We start from the raw sequence: 13,646 nt of genomic DNA on the forward strand, positions 1-13,646 counted from the left end.
TTGAACCAGCTGGCATCCGGCGTGCTGGCCACGGGAACCTGCAATGGCGGGCCGAACAACGAACGTCACCGGCCTTGGCCGGTGACAGGGGAGGGTGTTAATGATAGTCATTATCATTCGCTTCGGCAAGATTGATTGATGGTTTGGCGTTATCGGCTCTTCTCGCTGCCGCTGCGATACTGGTGGCATGACCGACGCAGACCTGCACGATCGCGACGCACTGCCCGATGCCGCCGGGCGAGACCCTGCCGTGCTGGCCGCCGACGAGGACTGGTGGGCCCAGGTAGCGGCGCTGTACGACGTCACCGACCAGGTAGTCATGCTCGACAATGGCTACTGGGGTTCCATGGCGCGGCCGGTGTTGCAGGCCTACCAGCGCGCCACGGCGCGGGTGAACCGTGACAACGCGTGGTTCGGGCGACGGGAGTTCCCGCCGTTGCTGGAACACGCGCGTGCAATGCTGGCCGCCGCGCTGGGCGTGGGCGCGGATGAGATCGCGCTGACCCGGGGCGCGACGGAAGCGATGCAGGTACTGATTGCCGGCTACCGGCACCTGTCTCCGGGCGACACCGTGCTGCATGCGGACACCGACCATGAAAGCGCGATCGCTGCGATGCAGTGGCTGCGTGAGCGCAGGGGCGTGGACGTACAGCGCATCGTGCTGCCGGAGCCATTCGACCACGACGGCATCGTGGACGCCTACCGACAGGCGCTGGCGCGCTACCCGCTCACCCGCCTGCTGCTGCTCACCCAGGTTGGCCACCGCAACGGTATGCTGCTGCCGGTGGCGGAGATCAGCGCGCTGGCCCGCGCGGCCGGCGCGGACGTGGTGCTGGATGCGGCACATGGCATCGGCCAGGTCGACACGCCGCTGCACGCGCTGGGCGCGGATTTCGTCGGCATCAACCTGCACAAGTGGATCGGCGCGCCGGTTGGCCTGGGCGCGCTCTACGTGCGGCGCGGCCGTGTGCAGGACCTGGATCCCTGCATGGGCGAGGCGGACACCGGCGATATCGACAGCCGCGTCCACACCGGCACGGTCAATTTCGCGGCGGTGATGGCCTTGCCGGCAGCATTGTCGCTGCACCAGCGGATCGGCGTGGCCAACAAGCGCGCGCGCCTGCTGCGCCTGCGCAACCAGTGGCTGGATGCGCTGCGCGAAGACGCCCGGATCCAGTTGCTGGCGTCACCGGATCCGCGTCTGTCCAGCGCCATCGCTGCCTTCCGCCTGCGCGGGCAGGTCAGCCTGGAGGCCAATACCGCCACGGCAGAGTGCATGCTGCAACAGTCCGGTGTCTTCGTGGTGGCCCGCGAAGGGTTGGCGTCCGGCGCCTGCGTACGCGTGACACCCGGCATCTTCACCACGCCCGCGCAGATGAGGTCGCTGATCGACGCCATCCGCGCGCTTGCCTGATGGATGTCAGGCTGTACCTGGCTGTTCCAGCGGCTCGATGATCAGGCGCACACCGAGAGCGCCAAGTACCCGTTGAACGGTGTCGAAGCGGGGATGCGCGCCCGGCTTGAGTGCCTTGTAGAGACTCTCCCGCCCGAGGCCAGAGGCCTCCGCAATCTGCGCCATGCCACGGGCGCGCGCCACCACCTGGAGTGCATCCTGGAAATGCGCGGCGTCATCCGCGGAAAGTGCCTCGGTGAGGTACTGCGCAATGGCCGCATCGTCGACCAGATGATCTGCGGGATCGAAAGCAACGAGGACTGGCTTGCTCATGGTTGAATCCTGAAGAGGCAGTTGCGCGCTGTGGTTGCATCACGTTCCACGCGGGAAATGGGCGGCCATCTTCTGCGCCTGCAGGATGTCCGGAGCTTGGCTGTCCTTGTCGCCTGCGCATAGCAGGATGATGATTTGCCGGCCCCGCCGCGTGAAGTACACGCGGTAGCCGGGGCCATGGTGAATCCGCAGTTCACTGACGCCGCTGCCGATGGGTTTGATATCCACCGGCAGACCTTGGGCCATCCGTTGGATGCGTTCGGCAATCACTGCACGGGCACGCGTGTCACGCAGCCTGCGCATCCATTTGTCGAACGCTTCCGTAGCCTGGACCGTAACCATACGCCGAATGTATCCATTTGGATACATCGTGCAAGGCCGTACCCGACAGGTCCAACGCTTCGTTCAGCGCGAACTGCAGGCCTTCGCGATTTCGGTGTCGATGCGCTCCGGCGCGGGGCGTCCAAACAGCTCGCCGATCTCGCGACGGGCGCGCAGTTCTTCGCACTGTTCCGGATTGGCCGCGCCGTCGATGACGGTACCGCGCACCGGCGGCTCGCCACGACCGGCGTCGGCCTGCATGCGGCGGCGGGCCTGGTGCAGGTCGCGCTGGGCGCGGGTGCGCTCTTCCCAGGTGAGGTTGGGGTCCTTGACGATCGGCCGGGTCACGCCGGTGTCCTGCTCGGGCGGGCAGGGCACCGTCTGGTAGATGGTCTGGCCGCCAGCGGCACATTTGTACACGCGCCCGGCATGGGCATTGCAGGCCAGCGCGAACAGCGCCAGCGTCACGATCGTCCTTCGCATGGTTCCCCCCGGCGGGCCACTCCAGCCCTGAATGCGCGGCAGAATACGCGAACCACGTCTCAAAAACACCCGGGCAATCTGTCAACCGTTGGCTGGACCTACCACTGCATCCACACGGTCAACGCGTGCAGCAACAGCCCGATCAACCCACCCACCAAGGTGCCGTTGAACCGGATGAACTGCAGGTCGCGTCCCACGCTCAGCTCCAGCTGCTCCACCAGGTGCCGTTCGTCCCATCCCTTCACGGTCTGGGCGATATGGCTGGTCACGCCCTCGCGCAACCGGCTGGTCAGGCGCTCGGCACCGTCCATGAGGTGCTGGTTGAGGGCCTCGCGCAGGGAGGGATCGTCCTGCAGCGCCTGGCCGACCTTGGCCAGGCTGCGCCGCAGGTGCCCGGCCAGCGCCGAGTCCTCGCGGGACAGGTCGGCGCGCAGGCTGGCATGGATGCGCGCCCACAGGCCCTGCACATACTCCTGCACCGCGGGGTGGTCGATCACCTGCTGCTTGAGCTGGTCGACCTTTTCCGCCAGTGCCGGGTCGTGCCGCAGGCGCTGGATGTAGTCGCCCAGCCACGCCTCGTAATCCTTGCGCAGCGGGTGTTCCGGCTCGGCCAGGATCTGCTGCAGTTCGGCCAGCACCGCGTGCGCCATGCGCTCGGCCAGGCCGTCGCCGATCTCGTCGATCGGCTTGACCCAGTTGACCGTGCTGGCCAGCTTCGGCCATTCGCGCTGGATGTAGCGGACGATCAGTTCCGACGCGCGCTGCCGCACCGCGTCGTTGTCCATCCATTGGCTGATCCGGGTCAGCCCTTCATCCAGCACCCGCTGGTGGCGGTTGTCGGCGGTGAGCAGGCCGAGCAGCTCACCGGCGGTGGCCGCCGCGTTCCACTGCCGCAGCTGCTCGACCACGAAGGCCTGGATGCTGCGGCGCACGGCGGCTTCGTCGAGGAAATCCAGCGCCTGCAGGGCCCAGCCCCGGGCCATGTCGGCCAGCAGCCGCGACCGCGCGGGATCGGCCAGCCAGCTGCCGAGCCGGCTGGCGGGGTCGAACACCTGCAGCCGGGCCAGCAGTGCCTGCGGTTCCAGGAACTGGTCGCGCACGAACACCGCCAGGCTGTCGGCGATGCGTTCCTTGCTGCGCGGGATGATCGCCGTATGCGGGATCGGCAGGCCCAGTGGGTGGCGGAACAGCGCCACCACCGCGAACCAGTCGGCCAACGCGCCCACCGCAGCCGCTTCGCAGAATGCGGACACCCACGCCCAGATGCCGCGTTCGCCGTTGAGGTGGCTCATGACAAAGCCGGCCAGCATGGCCAGCAGCATCGCCAGGGCAATGGCCTTGAGGCGACGCAGCTGCGCGCGGCGGGGGTCAACCGAGGGTGTGGTGTTCATGCGGCCAGTGTATCGACCCGGGCGCGAACGCCACCTCGACAGCCATCCCGGAGGGCAGGATCACGCCACTTCGGCGACCTGTCGGCGAAGTGCCGCCAGCTGCGCGCGGAGCGCATCGTTCTCGATCGTCAACGCAATCACCCGCTGGCGCAGCTCGGCCGGGCCTTCGCCCAGCGAGGCCAGCGCCTCGGCAATCTCGGCTTCACGGCTCGGATCGATCTCCAGCTCGCCATCGGCGCTGTGCAGCACCTCCTGCACGGGTTTGCGCGGCTTGCGCTTGGCCTCGCGCACGCGCTTGGCCGCCTGCTTCAGTTCGTCCTTGCCGGCCGCCGCCGCCGCGCGCTGTTCCTCTTCCGGCAGCGCAGCCACCGCCGCCGCAGCGCTGATCGAGATCACGCCGCTCTTGACCGCTTCCACCAGCTCCGGTGCGGCCTGCTTGTGGATGCGTTCGATCATCGTCACCTGGCTGCTGCTCAACCGGGCTTCGCGCGCCATGTCGGCGCGGCTCACCTTCGGTGCCGGTGCCCACGGCGGGCTGTCTTCGTCACCTTCGGGCGTGGCATCGGCAATCTCGCCGTCGCTTTCGCGCTGCAGCTGGGCCTGGTCGGCGCGGTGGCGTTCGGCCAGGATGTCGCGCTTGCGCAGGGCCAGCACGCCGCGCTGGAAATCGGAGACGCTGCGCCGGCCCAGGTGCTGTTCGATCATCCACAGGTGCACATCGTCCATCGACTGGAAGCGGGTGTTCTGCACCGTCTGGAACGGCAGGCCGTGCTTCTGGCAGATGCCGTAACGGTTGTGCCCATCCACCAGTACATCGTTCCACAGCACCAGCGCGTCGCGGCAGCCTTCGGCCAGGATGCTGCGCTCCAGCGCCTCGTGCTCATCGGCGGTAAGCGGGTCGATGTAGGCCTTGAGTTCTTCTTTGACGACGATGTCCATGCAATCCGGTTGGCGAGCAGCTGTTGACAGCCCATTGTACCGGTCGCCGGCGTCACGCCGTGGCGCGGATCATCTCGCCCAGCACGTCCACGATCCGGTCGATCTGCGCCCGGTCGATGATCAGCGGTGGCGACAGCGCGATCACATCGCCGGTACAGCGCACCAGCAGTTCGCCATCGCGGAAGCAGCGCTCGAACACCTCATAGCCCCGGCTGCCGGGGGCGTCCTTGCGCGGCGCCAGTTCCACCGCACCGATCAGCCCGAAGTTGCGGATGTCCACCACGTTGGGCAGCCCGCGCAGGCTGTGCAGGCGGGTCTGCCAGTACTCGCCCAGTTCGATGGCACGGTCGAACAGGCCCTCCGCCGCATAGGTGTCCAGCGCCGCCAGCGCGGCCGCGCAGGCCAGCGGGTGGCCGGAATAGGTATAGCCATGGAACAGCTCGATGGCCCCGGGCGGGCCCTGCATGTAGGCGGCGTGGATGGCATCGGACACCATCACCGCGCCCATCGGCACCGCGCCGTTGGTCAGGCCCTTGGCCATCGTCAGCAGGTCGGGAGTGACCCCGAAGCGCTGCGCGGCAAAGGCATTGCCGACCCGGCCGAAACCGGTGATGACCTCGTCGAACACCAGCAGGATGCCGTGCTGGTCGCAGATTTCGCGCAGGCGCTGCAGGTAGCCCGGCGCCGGCAGGATCACCCCGGCCGACCCGGCGATGGGCTCGACGAACACCGCCGCGATGGTCGACGCGTCATGCAGCGCGATCAGCCGCTCCAGGTCCTCGGCCAGCTCGGCGCCGTGGCGCGGCAGCCCAAGGCTGAAGGCGTTGCGGGACAGGTCCAGGGTGTGGCGCAGGAAGTCGCTGCCTGCCAGCAGCGGGCCGAAGCCCTTGCGGTTGTTGGGCAGGCCGCCGATCGACAGCCCACCGAAACCGACCCCGTGGTAGGCCTTCTCGCGCCCGATGAAACGGATGCGCTGGCCTTCGCCACGCAGCCGGTGGTAGCCGAGCACGATCTTCATCGCCGTATCCACCGCCTCGGAACCGGAGTTGGTGAAGAAGGCATGGTTCAGCGGCCCGGGGGCCAGCGCGGCCAGGCGCTCGGCCAGCACGAACGGCAGCGGCGAGCCCATCTGGAAGGGCGGGGCGAAATCCAGCGTGGCCGCCTGCTGCTGGATGGCCTGCACGATCCGCGGCCGGGCGTGCCCGGCGTTGCAGCACCACAGCCCGGCGGCACCATCAAGGATCGGGCGGTCGTCCACGTCGTGGTAGTACATGCCTTCGGCACGCACCAGCAGGCGCGGTGCGGCCTTGAACTGGCGGTTGGCGGTGAACGGCATCCACCAGGCGTCGAGGGTGGTGGGCGCGTTTTGGGACAGCGAAGACGCTGGCGTTTCCGTGAGGGCCATGGTGATGGATCCGCGGATGTGGATGGTCTCGACTTTACTGCCTGGATCGTTGCTTCGTTGTGGACCGCCTGGTCCGGCCAACGGCGGGGGCTACCGGGGGTGTCGTGGGCGGGCCAGTCACTGTTGCCGGTGCAACCATCCCGCCGGTCGGTGGCGGTCACGTGGCAGAATCGGGCAGCTGATCTTCCCGCACGTGAACGATGTCGACTCCTGCCGCTGCCCACGCCGCCAATTCGCCCCGCCGTATCCTGCTGGCCAGCCTGATCGGCACCACCATCGAATTCTTCGATTTCTACATCTACGCCACGGCGGCGGTGCTGGTGTTCCCGCACCTGTTCTTCCCCGACAGCAGCGAGGGCGCGGCGCTGCTGCAGTCGCTGGCGACCTTCGCGGTGGCGTTCATCGCCCGCCCGGTGGGCTCGGCGGTGTTCGGCCATTACGGGGACCGGATCGGGCGCAAGGCCACGCTGGTGGCGGCGCTGCTGACCATGGGTGTGTCGACCGTGGCGATCGGCCTGCTGCCCACCCACGCCAGCATCGGCATCGTGGCACCGGCGCTGCTGGCGCTGTGCCGGTTCGGCCAGGGCCTGGGGTTGGGCGGCGAGTGGGGGGGGGCGGTATTGCTGGCCACCGAGAACGCGCCGCCGGGCAAGCGTGCCTGGTACGGCATGTTCCCGCAGCTGGGCGCGCCCCTGGGCTTCCTGCTCTCGGCCGGCATCTTCCTGCTGCTGGGCCGCGCGATGAGCGATGCGGACTTCCTGCAATGGGGCTGGCGCGTGCCGTTCCTGGCCAGCTCGCTGCTGGTCGCGGTGGGCCTGTGGGTGCGCCTGAACATCCACGAGACCCCGCAGTTCCAGGCCGCACTGGACCGCAACGAGCGCGTGCGCCTGCCCATGTGGACCGTGCTGCGGCACCACCCGCGCACGCTGGTGCTGGGCACGCTCGGCGCGTTCGCGACCTTCGTGCTGTTCTACCTGATGACGGTGTTCACCCTGGGCTACGGCACCACGGTGCTGCACTACAGCCGCGAGCAGTTCCTGCTGCTGCAGATGGTGGGCATCCTGTTCTTCGCCGCCGGCATTCCGCTGTCGGCGATGTACGGCGACCGCTGGGGCACCCGGCGCACGATGATCGTGGCCAGCGGGTTGATCCTGGGCTTCGGCGTGCTGTTCGCCCCGTTGTTCCAGGCCGGCAGCCCGTGGCTGGTGGTCGGCTTCCTTGCACTGGGCCTGTTCCTGATGGGCCTGACCTACGGCCCCTGCGGCACGTTCCTGGCCGAAATCTACCCGGTGCAGGTGCGCTATACCGGCGCCTCGCTGTCGTTCAACCTGGCCGGCATCCTCGGCGCGGCCCCGGCACCGTACGTGGCCACCTGGCTGGCCGGCCGTTTCGGCCTGGTCGCGGTGGGCTACTACCTGTGCCTGACCGCGGTGATCACCATCCTGGCGCTGCTGGCCATGGGGCGGCCGACCCGGCTCAGCGGAAAATCCGCTTGAGCGTGCGGCCCAGCCAGCTGCCCTGCTGGTGGTCGCGGGCGAACTGGTTCAGGTGCTGCTTGACCGATTCGGCGTAAGCCTTGTCATCGCCCCGGATGTGGTTGAACAGCCAGCGCGACAGCATCGTGCGCAGCTCGTCGGTGACGTCCTCGCCGGCCTGGAAGCGCAGCCGGTATTCGGCCACGCGCTTGCCGAAGATCTCGTGCACGCGCTTGTGCGCGGCGCAGAACGGGTAGCCGGCTTCTTCCATCAGCTCTTCCTCGAACGCGAAGTGCGACATGGTGTAATCCACCAGTTCGTCGATCACCTCGGCCACGGCCACCTTGTGCAGGCTGGTCTGCGCCACGTGCAGATGGTTGAGCATCTCCACGATGCGCATGTGCTGGTGGTCGATGACGTCGATGCCGATGTTCAGGTCGTCCTGCCAGACCAGAAGTGCCATGGTGCGTTCCCTGTGATGTTCGCTGGGAACGACTCTAGGCAGGGCAGGGCGCGCCTGCGTTGATCTGGATCAAGGCGCCAGCGCGGGTTCCCGGGCGGCGGTGGCCTCGCGCGTGCTGCACACGCGGTTGCGGCCATCGGCCTTGGCCAGGTACAGCTGGCGGTCGGCCTCGGAGATCAGCCGGTGCAGCGAATCATGCTGCGGGCGCAGGCAGCACAAGCCGATACTGACGGTCATGCGCAGCGTGGTGTGGCCCAGGTCCACTTCCAGCGCTTCGATACGCTGGCGCAGGATCTCGAAGTAGCCGATCGCTTCGTCTTCTTCCAGCCCCGGCACCAGCAGGCAGAACTCTTCGCCACCGAAGCGCGCGATCAGGTCCTGGTCGCGCGCGTGGTCGGCGACCGCTGCAGCGACCGCCCGCAACGCGTCGTCGCCGGCTTCATGGCCGTGGGTGTCGTTGATGTGCTTGAAGTGGTCGATGTCGATCATCGCCACCGCGACCTGCTCGCCTTCCAGCTGCAGCTTGGGCAGCTGGCGCGTGCTCTGCTCCAGGAAGCAGCGACGGTTGGGCAGGCCGGTGAGGAAATCGCGGGTGGCCAGGTCCTGCAGCGTGCCGATCAGCTCCAGCTGGTCGACGTTCTGCGACACGCGGCAGAAGAATTCCTCGCGCGAGAACGGCTTGCGCAGGAAGTCGTTGGCGCCGTTCTTGAGGAAGCGCGGAATCAGCGAGGGATCGGTGTTGCCGGAGATGCCGATCACCGCCACCTTGTCGCGCGAGCGCAGGGTGCGCAGGCGGCGGGTGAACTCCACCCCCTCCATGCCGGGCATTTCCTGGTCGACCACCGCCAGCCGGATCGCCGGATGGGCCTCGATCGCCTTCAGGCCCTCGGCACCGTCGGCCGCTTCGTAGACATCGTGGCCGTACATGCGCAGCAGCGAGGCGGCGTACATGCGGGCGGACATCGAATCGTCCACCACCAGCGCGGCGATGCGCCGGTTGCGCTCCAGCCGCTGCACCAGCCATACCAGGTAATCGATGCTGCCGGGGGTGTTCTTGAGCACGTAGTCGATGATCTGCTGCTGCAGCACGCGCTTGCGCAGGTCCTCGTCGTACACCCCGCTGACCACCACCGTGCGCAGCCCGCGCGACAGGAAGTACTCCACCACCTTGTCGCGGTCGCCATCGGCCAGCACCAGTCCGGTCAGCACCAGGAACCAGCCCTGTTCCTCATCCAGCAGGCGTCCGGCCTCGGCCAGCGAGGTGGCCACCGACACCGGCAGCTCCAGCCGCTGCTCGATCGCTTCCTTGAGCATCGTGGTGAACGTGCGCGAGTTCTCCACCAGCAGGATCCGCTGGGGGAGGTCATCACCGGGGTCGCTGGGGAAGGCGCCCTGAAACAGTGCCGGCATGGTGCGTACGCTCGAAATCCGAGAGGGTCGGAAGGTGTATCGGCGTCTTCACGCCGGACTTTAGGCCCAATCTCCGGATCTGTGACCGCAATGTCCGGATCCGGGGCCCCTGGCCCCCGGGGACCTCCGATACGCCCGCAACTCCCGGACCGTAGTGCCACGCCCTGCGTGGCAGCCCCCATCGCGCGACGCAGCCAAACCGTAGGAAGAATCAATCGTTAGCACGCCGGAATGAGATCTGATGCACGCCCCGGCCTGCTTACGTTCCTTACGATTCCTCTGTGCGCGCAACTCGGGTCGGCAACACATGGACAATCTCTACAAGGAAGTGACCCCGCTGCTCACGTTCCTGCTGCCGGGCTTCCTTTCCGCATCGATCTTCTACGGATTCACGTCTCATCCCAAACCCAGTCAATTCGAAAGGACCGTGGAAGCATTGGTCTTCACGTTTGTCGTCCATGCAGCAACCGGGATGGTTCAGGTCCTGCTGGAAGCAGTTGGCCGGGCGTGGTCCGTTGGTGAGTGGACATCGGCAAGCCAGCTCACCTGCTCGGTGTTGATTGCGACAGTCTTGGGCGCGCTGATGGCGGCTGCCGTCAACAGAGACACGTTTCATTCCTGGCTGAGGGGAAAAGGGTTCACCTCCCGCACCTCACATTCAAGCGAGTGGTACTGCGTGCTGGGATCGAATCCCACAGACATTGTGCTGCACCTTACCGACGGCAGGCGGCTGATTGGTTGGCCAAAGGAATGGCCTCTGAATCCATCCAATGGCCAGTTCTATATTCAGGATCCCGCATGGATCGATGACGATGGAAACACAGTAGAGCTGCGTGATCTGGATGGCATAATCATTCACGCGACTGACGTCAGGTGGGTCGAAGTGATGCTTGATAAAGGAGTCAAACATGGCATTTCTACGCAAGGGATCGAATCCGCCTCTGCCGGCATCACGGCGACAGCGCCCTGACGAAGCAGATCCGTCAGCGCGCAGTAATCGGCGCAAAGTTCCGCCGAACCCGCCGCCGGCACCCAAGCGACCCTGAGTTGATGGCAGCGTTCCACCACGCAGCCTTCACCCCAGCACATCCCGCAGCTTGTACCAGGACATCGCGGCCACCAGCAGTGGCGTGCGCAGCAGCTTCCCACCGGGGAAGCGCCCATGCGGAATGCGCTCGAACACATCCAGCCGTTCGTTCTGGCCGGCAATGGCATCGGCAATGACCTTGCCTGCCAATCCCGTTGCCGCGACGCCATGGCCGGAGAAGCCCTGCGCGAAGTACACGTTCGGCGTGAGCCGGCCCCAGTGCGGGGCGCGGTTGCGGGTAATGTCCACGTAGCCGCCCCAGACCTGCTCCATGCCCACGTCGGCCAGTTGCGGGAATACCTGGTGCATGCGTTTGGTCATTACCCCGCGCAGGTTCGGCGGCGGCAACGCCGAATAGCTGGCGCGGCCGCCGAACAGCAGGCGGTGGTCGGTACTGAGCTTGAAGTAGTCCAGTGCCCAGCTGACGTCGGCCACGGCCATGTCATTGCGGATCAGCGCCCGCGCCCGTTCCTCACCCAAGGGCGCGCTGGCGCCGATGTAGGTACCCACCGGCATGATCCGGCTCTCCAGCTCCGGCGCGATGCCCTGCAGCCAGGCATTGCCGGCGATGACCACCTGGTTTGCGGTGACGTTGCCGTGGGCCGTCCGCAGCTGCGGGCGGTTCGCGCGCACCAGTTCAACGACAGGGCTGGCCTCATGGATCACCACGCCAAGCCCCTCAGCCGCGCGAGCCAGCCCCTGCGCATAGGCCAGCGGATGCAGGTGGCCGCTGGCCGCATCGAACATCGCGCTGCGATAGCGCGGGCTGTCGAGCTGGCTTTGCAGCTGCTGCCGGTCCCACCACTGCAGCGGGTAGTCGTAGCGCTCAACCAGGGTATCCATGCCCGCACGCAACGCACGTTCCTGGCGTGCATTGATCGGCACGCTGGCGTGGCCATCGCGCCAGTCGCAGTCGATCGCGTAGTGCCCCAGGCGGTGGCGGAGCAGGGACATGCCTTCACGCGAGAAATCGAACAGCCGGCGCGCATCGGCGTTGCCGACCAGCCGTTCCAGCGTGTCCACCTCGCAGCCGTAGCCGACAATGGCCTGGCCGCCATTGCGGCCCGAGGCGCCCCAGCCGACCCGGTGCGCTTCGAGCACGGTCACCCGGTAGCCGCGCTCGGCCAGCGAGAGCGCGGCCGCCAGGCCGGTATAGCCGGCGCCCAGCACGCACACGTCGGTGGCATGGTCGCCCCGCAGCGGCGCGCGCAGTGGCGTGTCGGGCACGCTGTCGGCATACCAGCTGGGTGCATGCGCCTGTCCGGCCAGGCTCATCGGGAGCTCGCTCATGCGCACAGCATGCCAGCAACACGTGTCGAGAGCAGGTGCGCCCGCTGTGACGGCGGCTGCCGGCGAGGGTACAGTGGCACTATCACAGTACGTTCCAGCCCTTCGGCGAAGCTTGTCGTCGTTACTCCAGCACAGCAGACCGGTCATGACCACCCGAACGCGTTCGCGCAAAGCCCCGTCTCCATCGCGCAAGGCCGCCGCTCCCTCGCGGAAGGCGCCCGCGCGCAAGGCCGCCGCCAAGCCGGCCGCCGAGGAGAGCGTGCTGCTGCGCTGGCTCAAGGATCGCCACATCACCGAGGTGGAGTGCCTGGTGCCGGACATCACCGGCAACGCGCGCGGCAAGATCATCCCGGCCGACAAGTTCTCGCACGACTACGGCACCCGCCTGCCCGAGGGTATCTTCGCCACCACCGTCACCGGCGAGTTCCCGGACGATTACTACGAGCTGACCTCGCCGTCGGACTCGGACATGATCCTGCGCCCGGACCCGGATACCGTGCGCATGGTGCCGTGGGCCACTGATCCCACCGCGCAGGTCATCCACGATTGCTATACCAAGCACGGCGAGCCGCATGAGCTGGCCCCGCGCAACGTGCTGCGCCGGGTACTCGATGCCTATGCCGAACTCGGCCTGCGTCCGGTGGTGGCGCCGGAGCTTGAATTCTTCCTGGTGCAGAAGAACACCGACCCCGATTTCCCGCTGCTGCCGCCCGCCGGCCGCTCGGGCCGCCCCGAAACGGCGCGGCAGTCGTACTCGATCGATGCGGTCAACGAATTCGATCCGATCCTCGACCTGATGTACGACTACTGCGATGCGATGAAGCTCGACGTGGATACGCTGATCCACGAATCCGGCGCGGCGCAGCTGGAGGTCAACTTCACCCACGCCAATGCCATGGACCTGGCCGACCAGGTGTTCCTGTTCAAGCGCACCATGCGCGAATCGGCCATGCGCCACGGGGTGTACGCCACTTTCCTGGCCAAGCCGATGGAAACCGAGCCGGGCAGCGCCATGCACATCCACCAGAGCCTGGTGCGGATCAGTGATGGGCACAACGTGTTCAGCGGCGACAACGGCGGCGAGGAGTTCAGCCCGCTGTTTGGCCACTACCTGGCCGGCCTGCAGAAGTACGTGCCGGCGGCGATGGCCTTCTTCGCCCCGAACGTGAATTCCTACCGGCGGCTGGTGTTCGGCGAAGTGTCTCCCAGCAACGTGCACTGGGGCTTCGACAACCGCACCTGCGGGCTGCGGGTGCCGCTGGACACCCCGGAGAACATGCGGGTGGAGAGCCGGTTCGCCGGCTCGGACGCCAACCCCTACCTGGCCATGGCCGCCACCCTGGCCGCCGGCCTGCTGGGCATCCGCGAGCAGGGCTCGCCGACCGCGCCGATCAGCGGCAGCGCCAAGGAGCTGGGCTACGACCTGCCGCGCTCGCTGGGCGAGGCGCTGGACGGCCTGGAGCGCTGCCCGGAGCTGCGCGAAATGCTGGGCGAGCGCTTCTGCCGGGCCTATGTGTCGGTCAAGCGCAAGGAATACGAGACCTTCTTCCGGGTGATCAGCTCCTGGGAGCGTGAATTCCTGCTGCTGAATGTGTGACCGGCCCAGCCGCCCGATCCCGCATGGCCAGCCCGGGCCCGTGCTGGGAAAATAACCAG

The 13,646-nt window shown here is 67.2% G+C and carries 13 protein-coding genes; 4 read left to right on the top strand and 9 right to left on the bottom strand.

Going from position 1 to position 13,646, the window contains the following annotated elements:
• The first annotated feature begins 187 nt into the window (after positions 1-187).
• A complete protein-coding gene (locus QMX79_RS08945) occupies positions 188-1,414 on the top strand; it encodes an aminotransferase class V-fold PLP-dependent enzyme (protein WP_282246428.1) in 1,227 nt (408 codons plus the stop codon).
• Positions 1,415-1,420: 6 nt separating this feature from the next.
• Here the strand turns inward: QMX79_RS08945 and QMX79_RS08950 are convergent, their stop codons facing one another.
• From QMX79_RS08950 to QMX79_RS08975, 6 genes are all read right to left on the bottom strand, one after another.
• Positions 1,421-1,726 carry an addiction module antidote protein gene (locus QMX79_RS08950; protein ID WP_282246429.1) on the bottom strand — a complete coding sequence of 102 codons (306 nt, stop codon included), beginning with the start codon at positions 1,724-1,726 and terminating at the stop codon, positions 1,421-1,423.
• Between the two features lie 39 nt (positions 1,727-1,765).
• Positions 1,766-2,068, bottom strand: a complete 303-nt coding sequence (locus QMX79_RS08955) for a type II toxin-antitoxin system RelE/ParE family toxin (protein WP_184124221.1) — start codon at positions 2,066-2,068, stop codon at positions 1,766-1,768.
• 63 nt (positions 2,069-2,131) lie between these two features.
• Positions 2,132-2,530, bottom strand: coding sequence for a DUF4124 domain-containing protein (locus tag QMX79_RS08960; RefSeq protein ID WP_282246430.1), 399 nt, complete (start codon positions 2,528-2,530; stop codon positions 2,132-2,134).
• A 98-nt stretch (positions 2,531-2,628) separates the two neighbouring features.
• Positions 2,629-3,921, bottom strand: a complete 1,293-nt coding sequence (locus QMX79_RS08965; RefSeq protein ID WP_282246431.1) for a DUF445 family protein — start codon at positions 3,919-3,921, stop codon at positions 2,629-2,631.
• A gap of 60 nt (positions 3,922-3,981) precedes the next feature.
• Positions 3,982-4,860, bottom strand: coding sequence for a plasmid replication/partition related protein (locus tag QMX79_RS08970; protein ID WP_282246432.1), 879 nt, complete (start codon positions 4,858-4,860; stop codon positions 3,982-3,984).
• Between the two features lie 52 nt (positions 4,861-4,912).
• Positions 4,913-6,265, bottom strand: a complete 1,353-nt coding sequence (locus QMX79_RS08975) for an aspartate aminotransferase family protein (protein WP_282246433.1) — start codon at positions 6,263-6,265, stop codon at positions 4,913-4,915.
• 200 nt (positions 6,266-6,465) lie between these two features.
• Here QMX79_RS08975 and QMX79_RS08980 point away from each other — a divergent pair, with 200 nt between their 5' ends.
• Positions 6,466-7,761 (top strand): MFS transporter, encoded by a 1,296-nt coding sequence (locus QMX79_RS08980; protein WP_282246434.1) that lies wholly within the window; start codon positions 6,466-6,468, stop codon positions 7,759-7,761.
• On the opposite strand, the gene QMX79_RS08985 is transcribed toward QMX79_RS08980, so the two are convergent.
• Positions 7,742-8,203: a bacteriohemerythrin gene (locus tag QMX79_RS08985; RefSeq protein WP_282246435.1), complete on the bottom strand. Its 462-nt coding sequence runs from the start codon at positions 8,201-8,203 to the stop codon at positions 7,742-7,744. The genes QMX79_RS08980 and QMX79_RS08985 overlap by 20 nt on opposite strands.
• Before the next feature lie 69 nt (positions 8,204-8,272).
• Positions 8,273-9,613 (bottom strand): diguanylate cyclase, encoded by a 1,341-nt coding sequence (locus tag QMX79_RS08990; RefSeq protein WP_282246436.1) that lies wholly within the window; start codon positions 9,611-9,613, stop codon positions 8,273-8,275.
• A 307-nt stretch (positions 9,614-9,920) separates the two neighbouring features.
• Here QMX79_RS08990 and QMX79_RS08995 point away from each other — a divergent pair, with 307 nt between their 5' ends.
• Positions 9,921-10,583: a DUF6338 family protein gene (locus tag QMX79_RS08995; protein WP_282246437.1), complete on the top strand. Its 663-nt coding sequence runs from the start codon at positions 9,921-9,923 to the stop codon at positions 10,581-10,583.
• Positions 10,584-10,688: 105 nt separating this feature from the next.
• On the opposite strand, the gene QMX79_RS09000 is transcribed toward QMX79_RS08995, so the two are convergent.
• On the bottom strand, positions 10,689-11,990 hold the full coding sequence (locus tag QMX79_RS09000) for an FAD-binding oxidoreductase (protein WP_282246438.1): 1,302 nt from the start codon (positions 11,988-11,990) through the stop codon (positions 10,689-10,691).
• A gap of 145 nt (positions 11,991-12,135) precedes the next feature.
• Between QMX79_RS09000 and QMX79_RS09005 the strand changes: the two genes are divergently transcribed.
• Entirely contained in the window at positions 12,136-13,587 is a 1,452-nt protein-coding gene (locus QMX79_RS09005) for a glutamine synthetase family protein (RefSeq protein ID WP_282246439.1), read from the top strand.
• Positions 13,588-13,646 lie beyond the last annotated feature (59 nt).

This window comes from Stenotrophomonas sp. PS02300 (assembly GCF_029959395.1).
Taxonomy (GTDB): domain Bacteria; phylum Pseudomonadota; class Gammaproteobacteria; order Xanthomonadales; family Xanthomonadaceae; genus Stenotrophomonas; species Stenotrophomonas maltophilia_AD.